Annotated in this window: 22 protein-coding genes; 1 reads left to right on the top strand and 21 read right to left on the bottom strand. The window is 56.7% G+C overall.

Annotated elements, in window-relative coordinates:
- Window positions 1-51: 51 nt before the first annotated feature.
- The 21 genes from HGO37_RS17445 to HGO37_RS17345 form a co-directional block, all read right to left on the bottom strand.
- On the bottom strand, window positions 52-1,221 hold the full coding sequence (locus HGO37_RS17445) for a Gfo/Idh/MocA family protein (RefSeq protein WP_250984432.1): 1,170 nt from the start codon (window positions 1,219-1,221) through the stop codon (window positions 52-54).
- Between the two features lie 11 nt (window positions 1,222-1,232).
- A complete protein-coding gene (locus HGO37_RS17440) occupies window positions 1,233-2,282 on the bottom strand; it encodes a sugar phosphate isomerase/epimerase family protein (RefSeq protein ID WP_250984431.1) in 1,050 nt (349 codons plus the stop codon).
- Between the two features lie 40 nt (window positions 2,283-2,322).
- Window positions 2,323-3,345: a LacI family DNA-binding transcriptional regulator gene (locus HGO37_RS17435; protein WP_250984430.1), complete on the bottom strand. Its 1,023-nt coding sequence runs from the start codon at window positions 3,343-3,345 to the stop codon at window positions 2,323-2,325.
- A gap of 3 nt (window positions 3,346-3,348) precedes the next feature.
- Window positions 3,349-4,317 carry an ABC transporter permease gene (locus HGO37_RS17430; RefSeq protein ID WP_250984429.1) on the bottom strand — a complete coding sequence of 323 codons (969 nt, stop codon included), beginning with the start codon at window positions 4,315-4,317 and terminating at the stop codon, window positions 3,349-3,351.
- Between the two features lies 1 nt (window position 4,318).
- Window positions 4,319-5,263: an ABC transporter permease gene (locus tag HGO37_RS17425; RefSeq protein WP_250984428.1), complete on the bottom strand. Its 945-nt coding sequence runs from the start codon at window positions 5,261-5,263 to the stop codon at window positions 4,319-4,321.
- On the bottom strand, window positions 5,260-6,753 hold the full coding sequence (locus HGO37_RS17420; protein ID WP_250984427.1) for a sugar ABC transporter ATP-binding protein: 1,494 nt from the start codon (window positions 6,751-6,753) through the stop codon (window positions 5,260-5,262). Before HGO37_RS17420 ends, HGO37_RS17425 begins: the two co-directional genes overlap by 4 nt.
- Window positions 6,754-6,862: 109 nt before the next feature.
- Window positions 6,863-7,885, bottom strand: a complete 1,023-nt coding sequence (locus HGO37_RS17415; protein ID WP_250984426.1) for a substrate-binding domain-containing protein — start codon at window positions 7,883-7,885, stop codon at window positions 6,863-6,865.
- Between the two features lie 385 nt (window positions 7,886-8,270).
- Window positions 8,271-8,960, bottom strand: coding sequence for a GntR family transcriptional regulator (locus tag HGO37_RS17410; protein WP_250984425.1), 690 nt, complete (start codon window positions 8,958-8,960; stop codon window positions 8,271-8,273).
- A gap of 123 nt (window positions 8,961-9,083) precedes the next feature.
- Entirely contained in the window at window positions 9,084-9,473 is a 390-nt protein-coding gene (locus tag HGO37_RS17405; protein ID WP_250984424.1) for a cupin domain-containing protein, read from the bottom strand.
- Window positions 9,474-9,477: 4 nt separating this feature from the next.
- A complete protein-coding gene (locus tag HGO37_RS17400; protein WP_250984423.1) occupies window positions 9,478-10,377 on the bottom strand; it encodes an NAD(P)-dependent oxidoreductase in 900 nt (299 codons plus the stop codon).
- Window positions 10,378-10,488: 111 nt separating this feature from the next.
- The gene (locus HGO37_RS17395) at window positions 10,489-10,914 is read right to left on the bottom strand and encodes a carboxymuconolactone decarboxylase family protein (RefSeq protein ID WP_192489824.1); all 426 of its coding nucleotides are present in this window, start codon (window positions 10,912-10,914) and stop codon (window positions 10,489-10,491) included.
- A gap of 60 nt (window positions 10,915-10,974) precedes the next feature.
- A complete protein-coding gene (locus HGO37_RS17390) occupies window positions 10,975-12,411 on the bottom strand; it encodes an aldehyde dehydrogenase family protein (RefSeq protein ID WP_250984422.1) in 1,437 nt (478 codons plus the stop codon).
- A gap of 10 nt (window positions 12,412-12,421) precedes the next feature.
- Complete coding sequence (locus HGO37_RS17385) at window positions 12,422-13,297, bottom strand: NAD(P)-dependent oxidoreductase (RefSeq protein WP_250984421.1); 876 nt, start codon at window positions 13,295-13,297, stop codon at window positions 12,422-12,424.
- Window positions 13,298-13,367: 70 nt separating this feature from the next.
- Window positions 13,368-13,694 carry an NIPSNAP family protein gene (locus HGO37_RS17380; protein WP_250984420.1) on the bottom strand — a complete coding sequence of 109 codons (327 nt, stop codon included), beginning with the start codon at window positions 13,692-13,694 and terminating at the stop codon, window positions 13,368-13,370.
- A 79-nt stretch (window positions 13,695-13,773) separates the two neighbouring features.
- Window positions 13,774-14,574, bottom strand: coding sequence for an N-acyl homoserine lactonase family protein (locus HGO37_RS17375; RefSeq protein WP_250984419.1), 801 nt, complete (start codon window positions 14,572-14,574; stop codon window positions 13,774-13,776).
- Window positions 14,575-14,683: 109 nt separating this feature from the next.
- Window positions 14,684-15,895, bottom strand: a complete 1,212-nt coding sequence (locus HGO37_RS17370; protein WP_250984418.1) for an ABC transporter substrate-binding protein — start codon at window positions 15,893-15,895, stop codon at window positions 14,684-14,686.
- Between the two features lie 30 nt (window positions 15,896-15,925).
- The gene (locus HGO37_RS17365; protein WP_192489830.1) at window positions 15,926-16,636 is read right to left on the bottom strand and encodes an ABC transporter ATP-binding protein; all 711 of its coding nucleotides are present in this window, start codon (window positions 16,634-16,636) and stop codon (window positions 15,926-15,928) included.
- Window positions 16,629-18,395 carry a branched-chain amino acid ABC transporter ATP-binding protein/permease gene (locus tag HGO37_RS17360; RefSeq protein ID WP_250984417.1) on the bottom strand — a complete coding sequence of 589 codons (1,767 nt, stop codon included), beginning with the start codon at window positions 18,393-18,395 and terminating at the stop codon, window positions 16,629-16,631. The genes HGO37_RS17365 and HGO37_RS17360 overlap by 8 nt, the downstream gene beginning before the upstream one ends.
- The gene (locus tag HGO37_RS17355; RefSeq protein WP_250984416.1) at window positions 18,395-19,360 is read right to left on the bottom strand and encodes a branched-chain amino acid ABC transporter permease; all 966 of its coding nucleotides are present in this window, start codon (window positions 19,358-19,360) and stop codon (window positions 18,395-18,397) included. Before HGO37_RS17355 ends, HGO37_RS17360 begins: the two co-directional genes overlap by 1 nt.
- Window positions 19,357-20,727, bottom strand: a complete 1,371-nt coding sequence (locus HGO37_RS17350; protein WP_250984415.1) for an MmgE/PrpD family protein — start codon at window positions 20,725-20,727, stop codon at window positions 19,357-19,359. The genes HGO37_RS17355 and HGO37_RS17350 overlap by 4 nt, the downstream gene beginning before the upstream one ends.
- A gap of 126 nt (window positions 20,728-20,853) precedes the next feature.
- Window positions 20,854-21,600, bottom strand: a complete 747-nt coding sequence (locus tag HGO37_RS17345; RefSeq protein WP_250984414.1) for an SDR family NAD(P)-dependent oxidoreductase — start codon at window positions 21,598-21,600, stop codon at window positions 20,854-20,856.
- A 365-nt stretch (window positions 21,601-21,965) separates the two neighbouring features.
- Between HGO37_RS17345 and HGO37_RS17340 the strand changes: the two genes are divergently transcribed.
- Window positions 21,966-24,173: a methyl-accepting chemotaxis protein gene (locus HGO37_RS17340; RefSeq protein ID WP_250984413.1), complete on the top strand. Its 2,208-nt coding sequence runs from the start codon at window positions 21,966-21,968 to the stop codon at window positions 24,171-24,173.
- Window positions 24,174-24,182: the final 9 nt, after the last annotated feature.

The following is a 24,182-nucleotide window of genomic DNA, read 5'->3' as shown; positions in this document are numbered from 1 at the left end:
GCAAAAGCAGCCTCGAATGTGTGGTGTCGTCTGTTTCAGATAGACTGCGGGTTAGATGTCGATCCCGACCCAAGACGTGGTCTGGCTGGACCGTACTGCCGCATCAATGAACGCAAGCCCCGCAAGGCCGTCGTCAATACCGGGGTAGATCCCCTCCCCAGACGATGTATTCCCCTCCCTCTTTGCTATGATAGCATCTGCGGCTTCACGGTAGATCGTCGCAAACCCTTCCAGATATCCTTCAGGGTGGCCGGATGGCACTCGGCTGACGCGGTTGGCGGCAGGGCCTGCCCCGGCGCCATTGCGTGTAATCAGCCGCTTCGGTTCGCCATAGGGCGTGAACCACAATTCGTCTGGCACGCGGTGGTGCCACTCAAGCCCGCCCTTGTCGCCGTAGACACGCAGCGAAAGTGCATTTTCGTTGCCAACGGCAATCTGGCTGGCCCACAGCATACCCTTGGCACCACTGGCGTATCGCAACAGGATATTGGCGCTGTCGTCTAGTTGCCGTCCGGGCACGAAGGATGTCAGATCAGCATAGATGCTCTCGGGAATTTCACCGGTGACGAATGCTGCAGCGTTAAAAGCATGCGTGCCAATATCGCCAATCGCGCCGCCTGCGCCAGAACGGCTGGGGTCTGTGCGCCACTCCGCGCCCTTGACGCCGGTTGTCTCCACCGCTTCCGTCAGCCAGTCCTGCGCATATTCCGCTTGCACATGACGCAGCTTGCCGATGGCGCCGTTGGCAATCATTTCTCGCATCTGACGCAACATGGCATAACCGGTGTAGTTATGCGTCAGAATAAACAAATTGTCGGACGCCTTGACGATTTCGGCCAGCTTCTTGGCTTCCTCGATCGTCGCGGTCACCGGCTTGTCGCAGATGACATGGATGCCCTTTTCCAGGAAAAGCTTTGAGGGGGCAAAATGCAGATGATTTGGCGTCACGATAGCGACGGCCTCGATACCATCGGCGCGCGCGGCTTCAGCCACAGCCATATCTTCAAACGAAGCATAGGAGCGATCTGCTTCAATACCGAGCATCACGGCCGAGGCGTTGGCGCGGGCAGGTTCGGATGAGAGCGCCCCGGCCACCAGCTCATAACGGTCGTCAAGTCGCGCTGCGATACGGTGAACCGCGCCGATAAATGCACCTTGACCGCCGCCCACCATACCGAGACGAATACGACGGCTGTCGAATTTTTTTGGGCCTACTGACATGGGATTACCTTTCACAGACCAAGGATGCGAAGGTTGGCGGCTTCATCCACCCCGCTTTTGGCAAAATCGTCAAACGCCCGCTCGGTCACGCGAATGATGTGGTTTTTAATGAAGTCTGCCCCTTCGCGCGCACCATCTTCCGGGTGCTTCAGGGCACACTCCCATTCCAGAACCGCCCATCCGTCGAAGTCATATTGGGTAAGCTTGGAAAACACCGCACCGAAATCGACATGCCCATCGCCCAGCGAGCGAAACCGGCCCGGACGGTCAACCCAGCCCTGATAGCCGCCATAAACGCCGGATCGGCCGGTCGGATTGAACTCGGCATCCTTGACGTGGAAGGCGCGGATACGCTCGTGATAGATATCGATGAAATCCAGATAGTTCATCGCCTGAAGCACGAAGTGGGACGGATCATAGAGGATGTTGGCCCGTGCGTGATTGCCTGTCGCTTCCAGAAAACGCTCGAAGGTCACGCCGTCATGCAGGTCTTCACCCGGATGCAGCTCGTAGCAGAGATCAACGCCGTTCTCATCGAACGTATCGAGAATAGGTTTCCAGCGATTGGCAAGCTCGGCAAAGGCCATTTCAACGAGGCCGGTCGGACGTTGCGGCCAGGGATATACAAACGGCCATGCCAGGGCACCGGAAAAGGTCGCATGGCTTGAAAGACCAAGATGCTGCGAGGCTTTCGCCGCATATTTCAGCTGATTGACGGCCCATTCCTGCCGTGCCTGCGGTTTGCCGCCCAATTCGGCCGGCGCAAAACCATCAAACAACTCGTCATAGGCAGGATGAACCGCAACAAGCTGGCCCTGAATATGAGTGGAAAGCTCGGTGATTTCGACACCGAGTTCGGCAAGGCGCCCTTTGATATCGTCGCAATAGGCCTTGGAAGCCGCAGCTTTTTCCAGATCGAAGAGTTTGGGATCTGTGGGCACCTGAATGCCCTTGTAGCCGAGCGAAGCTGCCCATTGGCCGAGATTGTCGAGCGTGTCGAAGGGGGCTTTATCTCCAACAAATTGCGCGAGGAAAATCGCCGGGCCTTTGATCGTCTTCATATCCATACTCTCCTTGCATTCACAATTTCAGGTATCGCAGCTAAGGCTGCCGCGGTCGGCAGCGCGCCACCGAGCCGCGCACCACCAGTTCTGTGTCCATTACGATTGTCTCGGCTGTCCGTTTGCCGTTCAGCCGCTCAACCATCAGCGCCATGGCCTTGCGACCCATTTCCTGACGGGGCTGCCGCACCGTTGTCAGCGGTGGTTCGAACGCATTGGCGAAGATGATGTCGTCGAAACCGGTGACCGACACGTCACTCGGCACCGACAGGCCACGCGCCCGCAATTCGCTGATCGCACCAATTGCCATCTGGTCGCTCGATGCGAAGATGGCAGTGAAGGAAATACCGCGCTCCAGAAGGCCAGTAATTGCCTGACGACCGCTTTCGATGCTGTAGTCACCGCTGACAAGCAGCGTCTCATCGTAATCGATCCCGGCTTCGGTGAGAGCATCGCGGTAGCCATCAAAACGCTCTTGCGCCAGCGTCTCCGGGAACGGACCGGCAAGATGCACAATCTGCTTGTGCCCGGCCTCGATGAGGTGACGCATGGCATTTTTGGATGCCGCACGGTTGTCGACCTTGACGGTTGGTAGCGCAATGCCGGCAACGGTTTCCGAGGCGATGACGATTGGCGGCAGGTTATCCACCTGATCCAAAAGCTCTGTCGGAAACTGGCCCGTCATCAGGATCAGCCCATCGGCATGTTTCTGCCGGACCATATCGATGTGATTTGCTACCCGGTTCACATCGTTGCGGGCATCACCCATGAGAACCTTGTATCCAGCTTCGCTGGCCGCTTCTTCGACACCCTTGTAGATTTCGAGATAAAATGGGTTGCCGATATCACGAACCAGGAGAATGACGGTGTTGTTGGATTGGCGTCGGAAACTGGCCGCCTGGGCATTGGGCACAAAGTTCGCTTGCCTCACGGCATCGAAAACCTTTTTCCGGGTTTCCGGGCGCACCTTGTCGGGTTGCTGCAGCGCGCGCGACACGGTCGCAATCGACACGCCCGCAATGGCTGCAACTTCCCGGATATTCGAACCTTGTTCTTTGCTCATCTGTTACACACGCAGCTGCTTTTGGCGGCCATAAAGCAGCATCAGCGCAAGTAACGTGACACCGAATATGATCTGCCGAGCCCATACATCTAAGTTGAGTGTAATCAGTACGCTTTGCAGGATGGTTAGCGCAACAGCTCCGGCCATTGTTCCGACATATCCACCGGCGCCGCCCGCCAGTGAAGTACCGCCAATGACAACCGCGATGATCGACGGCAGGACATATTGATCGCCAACCGAAATGAAGGACGTGCCGGTGTAACCGATCACGCAGACCCCGGTCAGCCCCGCAAATAGACCGGACAGGCCATAGAGCAGCGTGCGGATCAGGGAAACTGGCAGACCGACCAGTGTCGCTGCGCGTTCGTTTGAACCGATAGCGTAAATGGCAAATCCAAACGCCGTTCTGCGCAGCATGAACAGCATGATGGCCGCAATGCCCAACCAGACGAACAGCACGCCAGGAATGCCGAAAATCAGCGGACGGTTGATGAAACCGGCCAGCAGCGGCGCTGCCGCACCCGATGGCACGCCCTGAGAATACACCACAAGTCCGCCCTGGATCACCGCCGTCATGCCAAGTGTCATGACCAGTGGAGGAATACGCACAAAGGTAATGCCGATGCCGTTGACGAGGCCAATCAGGAACGGAATGCCGCCAGCGACCAGAATGGAGAGCGGAATACCGGCATTCTGGCCGTTCATCATGTTGCCAGCCAGAACAGCGCCCAGCGAGATCATGGCACCGACCGAGAGGTCGATACCCTCACGTCCGCCAAGGATCACAAGGTTCTGACCTGCCGCGACGATGCCGAGAATGGCGGCAATAGTCAGCAAACGAACGATCTGCGAGCCCTGCGCAAAGCCCGGTGACAACAATTCGCCAACCAGCAGAAGGAAAACAGATGCGCCAATGGCAATGGTTAAGGGATCGGTGAGCAGAGTTTTGATTTGCAAGCCCGGATTTGTCATATCAACGCCTCGTCACCAGAACGCCACCGGCAAGCGCCGTCAGCACAATCAAACCCTGCACCAATGTCTGGTACTCGAAGGGCAAGCCCGCAAAGAAAATCACATTGCCGATCATGCCAAGCACCAGCGCTCCAGCAATCGACCCCGTCGAACTGCCAAACCCGCCAGAAAGCGCCGTTCCGCCCAAAACCACAGCCGAAATGGATGACAGCGCCAGACTTGCGCCCAGCAATGGGTCGCCCGATGCGGTCTCACCGGTCAGGCAGAGCGCCGCCAGCGCCGAAAACAGGCCGGAGATCATGTAAGCGCCGATACGAATACCGGAGAGACGAAGACCAGTCTGAAAAGCACCGGTGCGATTGCCGCCGACCGCCAACAGATGCACATGAAACGGAATACGCGACACGATCAGTGTGAAGGCAATACCGGCGAACAGAACCCACACCACAAAAGGCAAGCCGATGAAGCTGCCGGAATAGGTTTGCCAATAGGCTTCAGGGACCGGAAGACCAGCCTGCGGTAACACCCAGATGGCAAGTCCGGCAAAAATGATGCCCGTGGCAAAGGTCGTGACAATCGGCTGGAAGCGCAGGCCGGAAATGAACAGGCCATTGACCAGTCCGCACACCAGACCAACAATGCAACCTGCCGCCATTCCTGCAAACACAGCACCGGCTGACCCGCCAAGCGCCGCAATCACACTGACCGTAACAACATTGGCAAGTGCCACGATGCTGCCCACCGACAAATCAATGTCGCCAGCCAAAATGACATAGGTTTGGCCGATGGCAACGAGGATGAGCGGAAGAAATGTCGTCAGGTTGGATTGCAACACCGACGGCTGAATGAATGTGGGCTGCAGAAACGTGTTGACCGCAACAAGAATAGCGAGAACGACAAGCGTTATGATCCAGGGTTGCTTGCGTAAGATACCGGACGAACTCATGCGGCGTCTCCATAGGCGGCGCGTGTCATGTTGATGGGGGTCATGTCTTCTCCGGTCAGTTCTGCCGAAATACGACCGCCGTTGAACACCAGAATGCGGTCGGCATATTCGAGAATTTCCGCGTCCTCGGACGAGTAGAAAAGGATGGTGGCACCGGCATCGGCCTGCTGGCGCATTAGGGCAAAAAGGTCTGCCTTGGCACCAAGATCGATGCCCTTGGTCGGATCATCCAGCAACAGCAGCTTCGGCGCGGTTGCCAGCCAGCGGGAAATGAAGATCTTCTGCTGATTGCCGCCGGAAAGCGTGCCGATCGGCATATCCATGCCGGCAAACTTCGTTTTCATATCGTCAGCGACTTTCTGCACACGCGGTTTCAGCGTGGCAGGGCGGATCAACTTTTTCTTTTCGCGCACCATCAAAGCGGCGACGAGATTTTCAAAAATCGAACGCCCCTGAAAGGAGGCGTCGCGGCCACGGTCTCCAGAGACATAGGCGAAACCGTTATGAACGGCCTGTGCCGGCTTGGCGATGGTCACCTTCTGGCCGGCAAACTGCACATCCCCAGATGTAAAGGGATTGGCACCGAACAGGCCTTTCAATAGGGCCGATTGACCTTGCCCCTGCAGACCAGCCAGACCGAGGATTTCACCCGGATAGGCTTCAAGTGTGACACCACGCACGCCCGTGCTGATCGCATCTTCGACCTTCAGGCTGGCTGGAGCGGCCAAACGTCCCTGCTGGCGAGCCGGTGCGGCGCGAACATCGCCGACCATGTCATGCACGACGGCCTCACGGGTGGTCGTGGAGGTATCGAGTTCAGAGATCGTCGCGCCGTTTCTCATCACGGTGATGCGGTCACAAACGGCAAATACTTCGTCAAGACGGTGGGAAATCATGATGGTGGAGACACCATCGACCTTCTTGGCCCTGAGAATTTCAAAGAAACGCTGTGACTGGCGGCCGTCAAGTGCTGCCGTTGCCTCATCCATGATCATCAGGCTGGCGTTCTGCGCAAAAACTTTAAGAATTTCGACAAGCTGGCGCTGATCCGGCGGTAAGTTGCCGACAATCGCATCCGGCTCAAGCCCTTCGCCGGCAACACCCTCAAACAGTGCAATCAACTTGCGCGCCTCGGCGATCAGGGCCTTGCGATCGACAAACACGCCGCGCTTCGGCTCTCGCCCGAGAAAGATGTTATCGGCCACGGACAATTGCGGGATCAGGCTCAACTCCTGATAAAAAAGCGCAATTCCTGCATTTTCGGCGTCACGCGGGCTTTTGAAGTGTACTTCGCTGCCGTTGAACTTGATGGCACCACTGGTCGGGGCTACTGCACCCGCCACAATCTTGCATAGCGTGCTCTTGCCGCAACCATTAGCGCCGAGCAGCGCGTGGATTTCACCACGGCCGACCGTCAGCTTACCGGCTGTCAGGGCACGCACGGCACCAAAATTCTTCGTTATGCCGGCCGCTTCCAAAGCGTTCGCCATCGCATGTCTCCGAATTGTACTTGTCATTGGCGGACATGGGAAAACACACATGGTCCGCATTCGAATAGTGAAATTCGGGCTGGCGATAACCACCAGCCCGAAGGCCATTTTATTTGAAGAACTCGCCAGCCTGTTCAGGCGTCACGGTTGCAGTCACAGACCAGTAGCCTGGCTTGCCGTCTGCAGCCTTGATGTTGTCCGCCAGGTTTTCATTGTTCACGAAGGGGATCGGAATGTAGATGGCGTTGCCATACGTACCGCCAAAAACACCGTCCTTGAATTCCTTGCCCTGCAGCTTCAGCACAGCAACGTTCAGTGCGCTGGCCATAACGCCGGGAGGGTTGACCGAAGCACCGGAATTGAACTTTTCGGCTTCCCAGCGGGTCATGAAGTCCTTGCGGATTTCACCCGTCGCAGCAATGTCCTTTGCCTTGCCGGCGGCTTCGATTGCGCGCCATGCACCATCAGCCATGCCGTCCTGAACCCAGACGCCGCTGATATCAGGATAGGTTGCGAGAAGGTTCTGCATGGCCTGCTGGCCCTGCGCCTGGTCCCAGCTGGCATTGGCTTCATTCAGAACCTTGATGTCAGGATACTTGGCGAACACTTCGCGGTAACCGGCGACGCGGGCTTCGTTGGCAGGGTTGCCTGCAATGCCGTTGATCGCAACAACGCTGCCCTTGCCTTGCAATGTATCTGCAAGCCACTGCGCGGACTGTGCAGCCCATGCCTTCTGGTCGATACCGACATAGATGGCATCCTTGGAGGACACTTCCGCATCTGTCGCGATAACGAGGATGTTGCGTGCCTTGGCCTGCGCAAAGATCGGGTCAAAAGCAGTCGGACTACCCGGATTGATCAGGATCGCATCAACGCCTTGGTTCATGAAGTTCCTGATATGGCCAATCTGTCCCTGCACATCGACATTGCCGCTCTGGACAACAACCTCAACCTTGACGCCCTTATCGCCCCAAGCCTTTGCAGCAGCCTGAGCCTCTTCGATCATCTGCGTGCGCCACTCACTGCCGACAAACGAGTTGGAAAGACCGATCTTGAAGCTCTGCTCCTGAGCGTGCACGGACGTACCGGCCGCAAGCACCATCGCAGCGGCAGCCATCAAATGTCTAAACATGAAATTTTGCTCCTCCAAGCACGGATATACACTATGAAACCGTTTACATCGCGGAATGTAACCGGTTTCACAACTGAGTCAATCCTATGACGCCTGTTTTGTTGTCGCTGGGGATAAGAGGCTAAAAGATGAAATAAAGCAGCCTGTTCAGAGAATAGGCGCGGCAAATTTGATGTGCGTAGTTGTAGCGAGGCGTGATTTTACGGCAGCCATACGTTATGCGTAGGCGCGCAACATCCCGGCATTGAACCGTAGTGTCAGGGACTGACAATTCAATAAAAGCGGAGTGTCCTCTCATTGCTGATACAGCATTGAGAGGACACTCCGATAACGATCCTTCGTGACGACGGAAGGCGAGAAGCCGATTGTATTGTTTGGGGACGCCTCAGCTGTCCACTAAGGCCGCCTTCTGTTGTTCACCCAGTAACTTCAGGGCAACAATCGACGCGTTTTTCACGTGTTGCGAGGCGTACTTCCGTGCGGCCTCGGCATCGCGTGACTGTAAAGCCTTCGTGAGTGCATCGATTTCTGCAAGGCTCTGGGAAATCCGTTCGGGGTGCATAAGAGACGTTGCGCGCAGAATATTGATGCGTGAGAAAAGGCTCTGGAGGACCTCCCGCACCAGCGTGTTGCCACAGCGCCCGAGCATGATCGAATAAAGACGGCTTTTGGCTTCAAGCACCTCGGCCGTTTCGCCAGCAAGTGCGTGGCCGCGCAGAACCGCCGCTTCGCGGCCAAAGGCATTCAAGTCTTCATCCGAGCCACGCGTTGCAAATTCCTGGGCAGCAAAACCTTCCAGCAATTCACGAAGCGCGTAAATTTCGCCGGCTTCTTCAAGCGAAATGCTGGCGACAACTGGCCCCTTGTGGGGGACGATTTCCACCAGCTTTTCCGCTTCGAGCTTGCGCAGTGCCTCGCGCAGAGAAGTCCGGCTTACACCAAGCTCCTCGCACAATTCACGCTCGACGAGGCGGCTGCCCGGAGCATATCGACCCGAGGTGATGCCGTCTCGTACGGCGTTTTCTATCTGCCGGCGGAGCGTATCCGCTTGCAAGGCAACCCCACGCACAACCATCAGTAATTCCTATATTACATTATGACCATCCGACATTTACATGATCCGCAGGTCTGTAACAAGTTGTGTCCGCCGACGATAAAGACCCGTAGTCTACACGTGGAATGCCGTACCGGACGGTGATCAGGCACCTGCAGATGCGAATTGCTCGGCCGTCACTTCTTCTTCCCACACGGTCTTGCCGATAGAAACGGCAGTGTGAAGGAGGTAGCTCGTGGCCGTTGCACCGTGCCAGTGACGCTCTCCCTCTGGAATCCAGACAATATCTCCCACACGAATACGTTGAGCTTGTTCACCATCCACACAAACCCAGCCTTCGCCGGCAACAACGGTCAGCACCTGCCCGGTCTCATGGGTGTGCCAGTAGGTACGTGCACCGGGCGTGAAGAACACATTGTTGATTGTCACGCCATCGGTCGTCGGCATGATCGGGTCAGCATGAACCGTTCCCGTAAATGTCGAAGATCTAACTTCGGAAACCGCGCCAGTCTGGCGGCCATGGAAAATCTTCATCACATCAGTCCTTTTTGTTGTGCAGGCGAACGCCGCCCGAAATGTCCCCGATTGCATCAACGACGCGATTGCTGATCACATCGCCATAACCAAGCGCAGTCGCAAGACCAAAGCTGGCCATGGGCCCGGCAGAGTTGAGAGACGAAACGCCTAGTTCGTGTAACATGTCACAATAGAGCAAAACATCCTTGGTCATCAGCTTGCTGGTCAGGCCGCCTTCCAGATAATCACCGTCGACAATCTTAGGGAAGCGGTTCAGCGTTGCGAAGTTAACACCACTGCTGGCATTGAGCACATCCAGCAGCTTGTGCAGATCAAGACCGGCCTTCTTGCCCGCCACCATGACTTCCGCCGTCGCAGCAAGGCTGACGGCGTTGAGGAAATTGTTGAGAAGCTTGGCGGTGTGACCCGCGCCGCAGTCGCCCATGACGATCACTTTGCTGGCAATCAGCGAAAACACGGGCTGCAACCGTTCAATGGCGCCGGCGTCGCCGCCCACCATCAGCGTCAGGGCGCCTTTTTCGGCAGCGGCAGCGCCACCGGAAATTCCGGCATCAACCAGGAACGCACCCTTTTCCGCAAAAAGACGGGCAAGTCTTTTGGTCGAGGCGGCCGACGCCGTGCTCATATCCGCAACAACCTGTCCGGGGCGGATATGCTGGAGAACTCCATCTTCGCCCTCCACGACACGTTCGATCACGACGCTGTCAGGCAAAGAAAGCAGGATGATATCTGCGCCTTCCATCACCTCCCGAATGCTTTGGGACGGTGTCGCACCAAAACGCGCTGCTGCCTGCGCATCCTTGTCGTAACCGAGGACTTCTACGCCGCCTGCCACGATGCAGCGCGTCATGCGTCCTCCCATATTGCCAAGTCCGATAAATCCCACTTGCGGATTAGACATCCTGCTTATCCTCGATACAGCACCCAATTCCGTTGCCAGAATGCTGGCATTGCGGGCGCGTTTTCCTCACTCACGCTCATCCATCGCCAATGGCACTGGCGCGCGGACAGTTCATTTGCCGCTTCCGTTCAAGGCTTCACCAGCCTTTGCCTGCTCTGCCTGCCATTCCTTGATGGCCGTGCTGGCAGTTCTGAACGCGGCAAGAGCCGCCGGAGCGCCGCAATAGACCATGGCCTGCAACAAAACGGCCTGGATTTGGTCTGGTGTCACGCCGTTGCGCAAGGCACCGCGCACATGCACCGCCAGTTCGTGGTGCTGGTTCATGGCCGTCAGCATGGCGAGATTGAGCATGCTACGGGTTTCAAACGGTAACCGTTCGTCGCCCCAGACCTCACCCCAGCAATATTCCGTGACTAGCCTCTGGGCTGGCCGGTTGAAATCGTCAGCATTTTCCCACGACTTTTCGACGTGGGCTGCGCCCAGCACGCGTTTGCGGTTCTGGAACCCTTTGGCGAAGATTTCGCTTTCAGTTGGCATTCCGATGTGCCTCCCTCGTTATCACTGTTATTGCTATCGGGCTGACCTGGATGACCGTGCTCATTCGCCGGCTCCGTATCCAATCATCGCCTTGGTTTCGAGATACTCGCGCAGTCCCGCCTCGCCCCATTCGCGGCCATTGCCCGAGCGGCCAAAACCACCGAATGGCGCACCGAAGTCAGCAGGCGGATAATTGATATGCACCTGACCACCATTGAGCCGCCGGGCAATAGCTCGCGCCCGCTCACGGTCTGCCGACTGGACATAGGCGGCAAGGCCGTAAAATGTGCCATTGGCAATGGCGACGGCTTCATCTTCACTCCGATAGGGAATGATCGACAGAACCGGACCAAAGATTTCTTCCTGCGCAATGGCCATGTCCGGCCCAACATCGCTGAACACTGTCGGGCGCACATAATAGCCGTCTGGCAGACCTTCAGGACGTTCAGCACCGCCAGCAACAAGTGTTGCTCCTTCTGCCACACCACTGTTGATGAGGCTCAGGACACGATCAAACTGGCTGCGATTGACGACCGGGCCGAGCTGGGTATCGGCGGCATCCGTCGGTCCAAGACGATAGGCATCCGCGGCGTCCGCGGCGATTTTGGACGCGCGGTCCATCAGATGCGCGGGCACCAGCATACGGGTGGGGATCGAGCAGGATTGGCCCGAATTGGTAAAGCAGGCCGCCACGCCTCGACGCACAGCATCTTCAAGATCAACGTCATCAAGCAGAATATTGGCCGACTTGCCGCCCAGTTCCTGCGCGACCCGTTTGACCGTCGGAGCCGCTGCCCGCGCCACCTCGATGCCAGCACGGGTCGAACCGGTAAAGGACACCATGGCAATGTCGTCATGGGCTGCAATGGCAGAGCCAACCGTTGGACCATCGCCGTTGACGAGATTGAAGACACCGGGAGGCACACCCGCCTCATGCAAGACTTCGGCAAATAGAACCGTGCTGATGGCGGAGAATTCGCTGGGCTTCAGAACCATCGTGCAGCCAGCAGCAAGTGCTGGCCCTACCTTCACGATGACCTGATTGACCGGCCAGTTCCAAGGCGTGATCAGACCACAGACGCCAACCGGCTGGTGCCGCAGGCGCGTGCCGCTATCCATGTCCTCTTCGAAACGAAAGTCTCTCAGGACCTTCAGCAGCGCCTCGATATGCAAAGGTCCACGCGCCGCCTGCCCCTTTGTTGCAAAGGTAATGGGCGAACCCATTTCCACACGCATCGCTTCGGCAAACTCATCATAACGACTGTTATAGGCAGCAAGAATCCGCTCAAGCAAAGCAATGCGTTCTTCGACGGTCGTGGCGGCAAAGGCCGGTGCTGCACGTTTGGCGGCCGCCACGGCTCTGTCAACATCCCCTTCATTGCCGAGAGACAGCCGACCAATGACCTTTTCGGTTGAGGGATCGATGAGATCCATGGTGCTGCCACCAACTGGCTCAACCCAGGCACCATCAATATAAAACTTGTCCAGGACGATCATGGCGAAACCCTCAATCCTGTTCCTGCTCGAGCAGGCGATACATTTCGGTGTGATCAGCAGTTGGGCCGACCTCGCCTGCCTGCTCATGCCAGAGGTCGATACCGTTGCGTCCGAAGGTCAGCGGATAATCAACCGATTGCGCCAAGGCACGGGCAATGCCCAGATCCTTGTCCATGAGATGCAGTGAAAAACCGGACCCGTAGGTGCCCGACAACATAAATTGTTTGACCTTGTTTTCAGACGTATTGCTCTTGCCGGATGAGGCGTTGAGCACATCCGTCATCGCCTCAGGCGAAATGCCAAAGCGCTGTGCAACATGCAGCGCCTCAACCGTCACCATCAGCCCGCACGCTGACACGAAGTTGTTGAGCGCCTTGGCCGCATGGCCAGACCCGGCCGGACCGATAAACAGAATGGAGCCGCCCATTGCTTCAAGCACCGGCATGGTCTCGGCTTTCACTGTTTCCTTGCCACCCACGAGAATGGCAAGTGTGCCCTCCCGGGCTCGCTTGACGCCACCGGAAACCGGAGCATCAAGATATTCCAGCCCCTGAGCTTCGAGCGTTGCCGCCAGATCACGCGACCGCACCGGCTCGGACGAACTCATGTCGACGACCAGCGAGCCCTTGCGCAGCGCTGCTGCCCAACCATTTTCCAGAAGAACCGTTTCAACGATCTTGGAATTCGGCAGCATGGTGATCAGAACATCAACCTCACCCGCCACATCTTTCGTTAATGGCGATACGGATAGCTCATCACAGATCGCGCTGACCCGCGCCGGATCTGCGTCCGCCACCAGAATGCGAAATCCTGCCTTAACCAGGCATGCACACATCGGCGCGCCCATCATTCCCAATCCAATGAAGCCTATTGTTTTTCCGGCCATCTGATTGTCTAACCTCACCTGTTTTCATCGCGCTCCGGCCCAATGCCAGAAGTGGTTTTAAAACCTGCCGTTAACGCAGGGCGGAAAAATCCGTTGGAGCAAGGAAACTGTTTTCCACCCGTGCAACGATCGGGCGTTCGCGTTCGGTTTCCGCACGCGCAGCGATCCAGTCAGCGTCGGCCTGGAATGCGTTCCAGCGCTCTTCACGTTCGGCCATGCTTTTCCATTTGAGAATGTAACCGAGCGTGTGATTGTCACTGCCGACAAGCGTCGTCCAGAAACCCACCTGTTCGATGCCATATTTGTCGAAGAAGCCGAGCGTATGGCTACGGAAACGGTCGAGAAGAGCTGGCAGTCTGGTGGGGGCGCAGTAGTAGACACGCATTTCAAGGATCATCGGATTTTCCTCCCGGATCATCAATCAAGTTTACGTTACATTGCAGTAATACAATATGTCAATAATACAAAATTATCGATCAGATTGTTAATTCGTCGACATCCAGTTTGGCAACCATGCCTTCGGTCTGATTGCTGTAAGCCGGATATCGTTTGAGCACCTCCGGATCGTGCCCGGGAACAATCAGGCGCTTCTCACCGGCCAGCTGCATCAGCCGTCCGTAGCCAGCGATCGTCTGTGAAACGCTGTCGCAAGTCGGGAAAACCCGGCCGGAATTCATATGAGCGTAGTGGTGGGACGCGTCAGAGGCGAGCACGACTGCGCCACGCGCCGTGTTGACACGCACGCATTGAAGGCCGCGCGAATGGCCACCGATATGATGTACGGAAACGCCGGGAAAAAGCTGGTCGTCCCCATTTGCAAAAGCGACCTTGCCTGCGTAAACGCGGCGCACCATGCCCGTCACATCCTCGGCCTCATATGGGTGGTTTAGCGTGTGGTGACACATGCAGGGACCGGTCGCGTATTGCATCTCGCTTTCCTGCATATGGAAGCAGGCATTGGGGAACATGTCGTTGTTGCCAGCATGGTCGTAATGCATATGGGTAATGATGACGTGCTGTACGCTGGCGCAATCCACACCCACGGCCGAAAGGGCCTGATTGACGGGTGTGGTCAGTTCGCGCGCTCGGCGATTGCCGCTGTCCGGATTAAAGCCGGTATCGACAATGATGGTGCGCTTGTCATTGCGGATCACCCACACAAAATAGTCGAGTGGCATCGGCCGGTCATGTTCATCACCGCCGATGAAATTCTGCGAAGATTGCCGCCCGTTATGGGCATATTTCACGGCAAGAACTTCATATGTCTCGTCAGCCATTCCATCCTCTTTACGCTTGCAGCGCGCGGCGCAGTATCCAGAGCCGGGGCGGGTTGAACCGCCCCGGTTATGACGTCCTCACCCGGACACGATGTCCGGGCTAGCATCATCATTTCGGCCAGATCGGCTTTGCAAGCGCCAGATCGTCAGGATAAACGGTAACCGGAATACCCTTCTGCCACTGGATGATCGTCAGGCTGGCGCCTTCGCGATGGCCCTTGTCGTCAAAGCTTAGCGTACCGCCGGGGAAATATTTGGCCGGACCGGCATTCAGCGTTCTCAACGCTTCACCAAGAGCGGCACGGTCACGGCTGCAGCTCTTGTCCAGTGCATCCTTGAACAACCAGATATCGCCATAGGTCGAGATGGCATTCTGCGTCATCCATGGCTCGCCATACTTTTCGTTCAGACGCTTGATCAGGTCTTCCTGACCTTTGGTGCCCCAGTTCGCCACCGCTGACATCACGCCTTCAAGCAGGTCGGCCTGCATGGTGTTGAGTACTTCCGGTTCGGCAATAGCAATACCAAAGGAAACCACAGGTGTGTTGACCCGGAACTCCTTCATCTTCTCAAGGATCAGCTTGCTGTCTGAGATAACCGTCGGCAGGAAAAACAGCAGATCCGGCTTTTGCTGCCGCACTTGCTGCACAAGCGAGGTCGCGTCCGCCAGCGGCGGCGTGAACACCTGCTCGAAGGACAGGTCAAGACCGACATCCTTCAGAAGGCCCTTCTTCATGCGATCAACAGAGGCAAGCGATGCAGCCGTGTTATCGGTGATGATCGCCACGGTCTTTGGACGCGTGCCGGTTTGCTGCTCGGCAAGGTCAAGGATGATCGGCAATGCGATTTGTGCCTGCACACCCGCGGTCGCAGAAGTCTGGAAGATGTTCTTGAAACCGCGGCTGGTGATGAGGTCGGAATAGGACAAGGTCAGAAGCGGCAGATTAGCACGTTCCGTTACTTCGCTGACCGCGAGCGTGAACGAGCTCAGATAAGCGCCAGTTGCTCCGACAAGGCCCGGAAAGTCCGCAACCATGCGCTGGGCAGAGTTGGTGGCTTTTTCAACGGAATCGCCTGAATCGATAGTGACAAGCTGTAGAGGCGCGCCGCCCAGGCAAGCGATGCCGCCGGCTTTATTGACGTCCTCGACTGCCATTTCGGCGCCCATTTTCATGACCTGACCCGGACGGGCATAAATGCCCGATGTCGGCGCGATCAAACCAATCTGGATTGGTTCTGCCGTCTGGGCCTGCGCCAAACCGGCATTCAGCACTGTTGATGCCAGTGCTGCTGTCAGAAAGAATTTTGCATTGCTTTTCATGTGTTCACTCCTCCACACATTATTGCTTTGTTACATTCCAAGATATGCCTGACGGACGCGGTCGTCGGCCTTCAGCGCCTCTCCGTCTCCCTCGAGCACAATTCGTCCCGTTTCCAGAACGTATCCGCGATCTGCAAATTGCAGGGCCTCGGCGACCCGCTGCTCCACCAGCAGGATCGAAAGACCTATGTCACGCCTGATCTCCATCATCTTGTCGAACACAAGATCGGCGGTGGATGGAGCAAGTCCCATGGATGGCTCATCAAGCATCAAAAGCTTTGGAGATGATGCCAAACCACGACCTATGGCCAGCATCTGCTGCTGACCGCCCGACAATGTGCCGGCATACTGGCCAGCACGCTCCTTCAGCACCGGAAACCAGGTGTATATGCGCTCAAGATTTTCTTTCCATTCGCGGCGGCCCTTTTCGGTCGCGGCACCCATTTCCAGATTTTCAAGCACCGTCATCGACGGAAACACCTGCCGTCCCTCTGGAACATGGGCGATGCCCAGATGTGGTCGACTGGATGGCTCAAGGTTGGAAATATCCTGTCCCTCGCAGAGAATGCGACCACCGCGTAATGGAACGATCCCAGAAATTGCCTTGAACAACGTGGTCTTGCCCGCACCATTCGGACCGACAACCGAGATGAACTGGCCCTGGCCGATCGTGAGTGACACGCCGTGCAGAACCGCGATGGATGATGAATAGCCGGCGGTGATGTCTTCGATCTCAAGCATTTGCCACCCATTTCTTTCCAAGATAGGCCTCGATAACCCGTGAATCCCGGGTAACTTCCTGCGGCAGTCCTTCGGTAATGACCTGCCCGTGATCGAGCACAAGGAAGCGATCAACCAGCTGAACCATGGCATGCATCGTGTGCTCGATAATCACGACCGTGACACCTGACGCTGACAGCCGACGGATAACGGCAACCACTTCGACCGCCTCTTCCTTGCCAAGCCCTGCCAATGTCTCATCCAGCAACAGGATGTGTGGTTTTCCGGCCAAAGCGCGGGCAAGTTCCATCAGACGCAGGTCCTTGGTCGAGAGACCCCCAGCAAGCTGGTGCGCGATATGCAACAATCCGACCTGACGAAGTGCATCGTCAGCGATGGTCTCTGCCTCTTCCTCGCTTTTTGCGGTGACGTAAGAGCCGACCTTCACGTTGTCGCGAACACTCATGCGGGTGAACGGACGCATGATCTGGAACGTGCGGCCGACACCGGCCTGACACAGTTCATGCGGTTTACGACGCGCCATATTGACGCCATCAACCATAACCTCACCCTCGCTCGGCAGCTGAAAGCCGTTGAGCAGATTGAACAGCGTGGTCTTGCCAGCACCGTTCGGGCCGATAATTCCGAGGATCATGCCCTTATTGACCTGGAAGCTGACATTCTGCACGGCTTTCAGACCACCGAAGTTCTTCGACATATTGCGCACGTCGAGGACGATTTCGGGGTTGAGTGCTCGGGTTTCCCGGGCCGGAAGCGGTGTGACATTGGCAGCCACCGGCTGATCGGCGATCACAGGTGACGTTTCTTCCTTGCGGCTACGCAAACGGTCACGAATTTTCCAGAACATGCCCTCCGGTGCAGCGGTGATCAGAACCACGATGGCAACACCGTAAACCACGCCCTGAATACCGGGCAGGAAGTTGCCGAGTTCCGCGTGCAGGATTTCGGCAATCGGGATCAGGAAGGACGCACCGATAATCGGCCCCCACAAGGTACCCGCACCACCGAACATCGTCACAGTCAGCGCCTGCGCAGAGACCAGCATGCCAAACACCGACTGCGGTGTAATGACGAGAATGACGACGGCATAGAGCGACCCGGCCATCGCGGCAATGGCACCGCTCAGCGCGATAGCTTTGAGTTTCCATCGCAGGGTATCAATACCGGCAGCCTCGGCAGCTGCCTCGTTCTGCTTGATGGCGATAAGCGCCATGCCGAAACGAGAGGCTTCGATTGCGCGCGACAGCACGACAACGGCGCAGAGGAAGACCATGGCAATCAGCGTGTAGACCCGACCATCCGTGAACTGCATGTAAGCGGCAGGATTGTCGTGGACACGTGGAATGCTGACTTCAGGAAAACCAAGCCATTGGAAGACGTACATCAGTGCCAGCGGATAGGCGAGCATACTGAGCGCGAAGTAGTGGCCGCGCAGCTTGAAGGTTGGAAAACCAATCAGAACACCGGCAACCGCGCCGATCAGACCCGACACAAAGAACATCAGCCAGGGCGACAGACCCCAGTAGATTTGTGCAAGCACGGTGGCAAAGGCGCCTATGCCGAAAAAGCTGGCATGGCCGAAGGACACAAGCCCGGTATAACCGCTGAAGATGTTCCAGCTCAGGCCAAAAATGGCCCAGATCAGTACCAGCGTCAAAATGAGTTGGTAGTAGGAATTGGTCACAAAGATCGCAAGCACCATGTAGCCAAGCGCTAACGCGAAGAAGACCCTGATAGATTTGAGAACAGACATATTCATCAGGTTCTCTCCACGTTGCGGCCGAACAGGCCTTGGGGTCGCAGCATGACAACCAGCAGGAAGCACACGAAGATTGTCGCATTCTGCAACTGGGTGGGCAGGACGAGTGTCGAGAACTGCTGGATGAGACCAATCAGCATGCCGCCCCAGAAGGCACCGATGACGCTGCCGATGCCGCCGAGAACAACACCCGCATACATGATGATGACGTATTCGAGACCGACGAACGGGCTGAACGGATAGTTGGTGGCAAGCAGACCGCCGGCCATCGCCGTAACCGCAGTACCAATGGCGAAGGCCACACGGTGCGACTTGTCGACATTGATGCCCATATAGGTCGCAGCTTCAGCATTGTCGGCCGCAGCACGTAGTGACTTGCCAAGGAAGGTGCGTTGTATCAGCAGCCACAGGCCGATGATGGCGACGGCCGAAAACAGCGCCGTCAGCACACGCGACTTGTTGAAGAACAGCAGGATCGGCATGCTTTCACCAAACGGTTCAAGTGCCCATGCGTCACTCGACAGCGGTGTGCGGATCGATACCAGATCGGCACCAAACAGGATCATCGCGCCATTCTGCAGGATAAGGGCAATACCAAGCGTCAGGATGAGCTGTGCGTAGTGGCCGTCGGCCTCCATGCCCACAGTCCGTGTTCCCGTCACCCGACGGATCATCAAACGGTGGATGATCCAGCCGAACAGGAACATCGCAGGCGCTGCTGCCATGACGGCAACATAGGCGCCAAGTTCAGCACCGAAAAAGGCCTGAATGCCAAAAGCGCCGAACGCGAAATAAGTCGCGTACATGCCGAGCATCATGAAATCGCCTTGGGCGAAGTTAATCACGCGCATGATGCCGAAGATCATAGCCAGACCCACGCACATCATCCCGTAAAGCGCACCAACCAGCACACCTGTAATCAGGAGCTGCAAGATGCTCTCAATCAATATCTGAAAGTCGCTCATACGGCTCTTTCTCCTCCTCCAGTTCGGCATAATTGTTCCAGCGCCGCTACAGCGCGTGCGCTGGCCCCGCTCTTCGTCAGGTTTTCAATGGCAAGTTCGATTTGCTGCGCTTGTTGTTTGCCCAGGCGAGTTGCCGCGGCATCGGCCAATCTCTTGCGAACCAGTTCTGGCGACGCTGAACGCACATCATCAAGGAGTTCAACGATCACCTCACCCCGCTTCGTCTCTAACCGGAGTTCCGCGCCCTGACGGGCCGGAAAGGCTCCATCCAGCCAATCGGAAACCGTGATGGTCGTGCGGTCGATCAGGTCTGTGATCGCTGCATCATTGAGCAGCGCATAATTGGCCTCAGCAATCTCGCCACGGGCAATCGTCGCGGCCATGCCAAAGAAAATACTCATCTTTGCCTGCAACGGCGTCTCAAATGGACCGCGATAATTGCAGCCCGGATAATTCAGCGCGGCGTTGTAGGTCGACAGGTGGATCTTCTCGACGCTATCGCCATCTCCCACCCGGTTGATGGCTGCCAAAGCCACCTGACAAGGTGACTGTGCAAAATTGCAGGCAGGCACTTCCTTGTTGAAAACCGCCATGATTTCAAACGTGCCATTTGGATAAAGCGAGATACGCTCAGTCGGCAGCGGAATGCCAAATGCGGGAAACAGGCCGGCAACACCATCAAGCGCGCTGTCTGACCCTTTGGCACCGAGTGCGGCAAGTTTCACAGCACTCAGTGCATTGCGGGCCGCAAAACCGGGGTGAAAATACATGTCGTCAGCGCCGCTATGCGGCCATTCGTTGAGACCACCAAAGGCATTTGCAGCAAGCGCCAGCGCGTTGACTGTCTTGTCCTGATCGAGACCAAGCAATATTGCGCCAGCCAGTGCGCCTGAAAGTGGGCCTATCAGGCCCGTGGGACGAAAACGCCGCGCCATATCTGGCGTTATCAGCGCCCGCCCGACCCGACCGCCGATTTCATAACCCGCAATAGCTGCTTCCAGTGGATCTGCGACAAGGTCAGGGTTTTCGGCAACGAGCGCCAGAACAACAGGCCAGACCACGACACCCATGTGGCTGATACTGCCGGCATGCATGTCTTCGCGCACCAGGCCGTGGCCACGAACGCCATTGGCGAAGGCTGCATCCAATGCACCAACAGTCGCCGCCTCACCAATCACGGCGCACGGGCCATTGCCGCCAACCGCGACAGCCAGTGCCTGCCTGCTCCACGGTAGATCGGCAGCCTCGATTGCGCAGGAGATGAAGTCGGCAAGGCAGGTGGCTGCCTTTGCCCGGACCTCGTCCGGGAAGCCGCCTTCAGGTTTTGCCTGAGCGACAAGTTCGCGCAATAGCGCATTGCTTCTCATTGAACTCTCTCCCTTTTGGCCCTTGGTCAGCCCGCCTGAAGGCAGGCATGAGCAAGGGTTCGGGCGCCCAGAAAGGGACAGCCCGCCTCCATTCATGCAAATTGGCAAACCCGTCGCGGCCGCGCTTCAAGCGCCCGCGATTGACATTCCACAGTCGATTTTCAGAGATACGCCGGTAATGCAGCGCGCATCATCCGAGGCCAGAAACACCACGGCATTGGCAACATCTTCCGCCTCAGGCAAACGGCCGAGCAGCGACTTCGCCTCCCGTTGCGCCCAGCCAGCATCCGTAATGACTGCGCTGGCTCCGGGCGTGCGCACCGAGCCGGGCGCAACAGCATTCACCCGCACACCCTTGGCGCCCAGTTCGGCAGCCTGTTGGCGCGTGAAAGCATCGATTGCGCCCTTGATTGTCGTGTAAACCGAGGTGCGGCCAACAGCCATCGAAACAGCAATGGATGAGAGATTGATGATGCTGCCGTTTGCGCTCTTCTCAATGAACGGCGTCGCCGCCTGCGTTGCCCAGAGAAAACCCTTGATGCCAACATCCAGCATCCGGTGCACTTCATGTTCGGGAAATTCTGCCAGTGGCGAATAATGGAAAACAACGGCATTGTTGACGAGAATGTCGAGACCGCCATCTGCGGCAAATGTATTAATCGCCTTATGAACGGCCTGACGGTCGCTGACATCGCAGGCCAGAGCGACAAGATCAACATCCGCATTTTCGGAGATCACAACGTCCAAACGTCCTGCATCATTATCGAGGACGCCAACGGTGGCCCCAGCTTTTGCAAGACCAACTGCGATAGCAAGACCGATACCGTTCGCGCCTCCGGTGACAACAGCACGCAATCCCTCCAGTGCCGGCATGCAAACCTCCCCTTTTGCGTTACCTAATCCTTAAAATGGGTAATATCACAAAATGACAATAATACAATCATAAAATTCGCACCACTTGACCACCCTGTCCCACTAAGTGCACTGCAGGCGACTGTCTTATCGTATCCGCAATAGGATGAGGCAAAACCACCACCGCTTGCCCGGGCCTAAAATCGTGAAAGGCCTTATTTCGCACCGTCTTTCAGGCGATGGCAAACAACGCATTATTAATAACAGATATATAATATACATACATTTGGAGCGATCCTCACCGATTACCGGTACCGAGGGTTGTCCGCTCCAAGTCACGGCAACTTCGAGGAGGAGTATTCCGTGACTTCATATGGGGGAGCGTCATGATTTTGAGATCTGCCACAAGCCGCAATATTTTCTCTGTTGCAGCAGCTGGGGTGCTGACAACAGCGGCTGCGGCTGGAATTCTATTCTCGATCACCTACAGCGACATGCGGGAAGCGAGCATCACTCGCATGAAACAGATCACGGAATCGGGTGCCGCCGGGATCGCCAAGGATATGAGCAACGCCGTCCAGGTGGCGAGCGGCATTCGCTCCAGCCTGACAGCGATGCAAACCGCGCAAAAGGCCGATCGTACAGCGGCTGATGCCATGCTAAACGCAACCCTTCGCGACAACCCCGCCCTTCTGGCCACATGGACAGCTTGGGAGCCGAACGCTTTCGACGGCCATGACGTCGATAACACCGGGCAGACGGGGCATGATGCGACAGGACGTTACGTTCCTTACATGTCGCGCAGCGGCGACAAGATCGCACACGATCCACTTGTGGACTACACCGTACCTGGCGTTGGCGACTATTACCTTCTGGCCCGCGACAGCCAGAAAACGGTTGTCATTGAACCCTATGAATACCCGGTTGATGGCAAGACCGTGCTAATCACATCCGTTGCCATGCCGATTATTGAAGATCGCAAATCTGTTGGCGTTGCAGGCATCGACATCTCGCTCGCCGCCGCAAACGAAACAATTTCAAAAATCCATCCGATGGATACCGGTTTTCTGGCGCTGGTAACTGCCAAGGGCAATATTATCAGCCACCCGGACAAGGCACTGGTCGGAAAATCCATATCCAATGCAGGCGATGCTGTTGCAGGTTGGGCCAATATCATCGCCAATTCCGGGACCGAAGAGGAGATGACGGCGCCGGATGGCACCACCTATTTCTCGATTGCCGCTCCGGTCAAACTCACACCCGAGATGAATTGGTATGCGATTGCCTTTATCCCGAAAGACACGGTCTTTGCCGGTCTCTATAGCATGATGTGGAGTGCAGCTTTCATTACCGCCGGGGCGATTGCGCTGCTTGGTCTTTCCGGTTGGCTGATTGCCCGTCGCTTCATTGGCCGCATTGCCAATGTGATCGGTGAAACCAACGAAATTGCCAGCGGCAATCTGAATGTCGATCTTCGTGACCGTGAAAAGCATGACGAGATTGGTGACCTGTCACGTTCTCTTGAAATCTTGCTTCAGAACAACCGCCGCCGTGTGGAACTCGAAGCCGAGGCCGAGGCAGGACGCGCAGCGCAAGAGGCGGAGCGTCTCGAACGTGAGCGGATCAATTCCGCGCAGGAAGAAGAAGTCCGATTTGCTGTAACCCGACTGGCTGGTGGACTGGAGCGGCTGTCCGAAGGTGACATGACCGTGCGCCTCGACGAATCCTTCTGTCAGGCGCTCGACGGAATTCGCGGCAACTTCAACCATTCCGTGGAGAAATTGCAGGCGGCAATGTTGTCGTTCCGCGACAACGCCTCAACAATCCAATCCGGCTCGGAAGAAATTCGCAACGCCGCGGACAATCTTGCCCGCCGCACCGAACAGCAGGCGGCATCGGTCGAACAGACAGCTGCAGCATTGGAGCAGATCACCACATCGGTGAGAGATTCGACCGCGCGTGCTGAAGAAGCCGGCAATCTCGTCACACGCACGCGGCTTGGTGCTGAGAAATCCGGCGATGTGATGCGCGAAGCCGTCAATGCAATGAGTGAGATCGAAAACTCCTCGCAATCCATCTCCAACATCATCAGCGTCATTGATGAAATTGCCTTCCAGACTAACCTACTCGCCCTCAATGCCGGCGTTGAGGCCGCCCGTGCCGGTGAGGCCGGCAAGGGTTTTGCGGTGGTCGCGCAGGAAGTTCGTGAACTTGCCCAACGCTCGGCGCAGGCAGCAAAGGAAATCAAGAGCCTGATTTCCTCATCTGGTGATCATGTAAAACGTGGTGTCTCATTGGTTGGACAGACCGGCACAGCGCTGCAGGCGATTGTCGCGGAGGTGCAGCAGATCAACCAGAATGTCCTGGCGATTGTGCAATCCGCGCGCGAACAATCAACCGGTCTGCAGGAGATCAACGCTGCGGTGAACCAGATGGACCAGGCCACCCAGCAGAACGCTGCAATGGTTGAGGAATCCAACGCCGCCTCCCATACGTTGGTAACGGAGGTCTCTGCCCTCTCCAACCGCCTTGGCCAGTTCCGGCTGACCCAAACGCATAATGTTTCCCCGATACAGTACCGGGGCGCAGCGTAGGTCTTTCTA

It is taken from the genome of Rhizobium sp. CG4, from assembly GCF_023701965.1.
Lineage (GTDB): Bacteria > Pseudomonadota > Alphaproteobacteria > Rhizobiales > Rhizobiaceae > Agrobacterium.
Note: the sequence above shows the minus strand (reverse complement) of the source record. Positions and strands in the feature narration are given on the sequence as shown.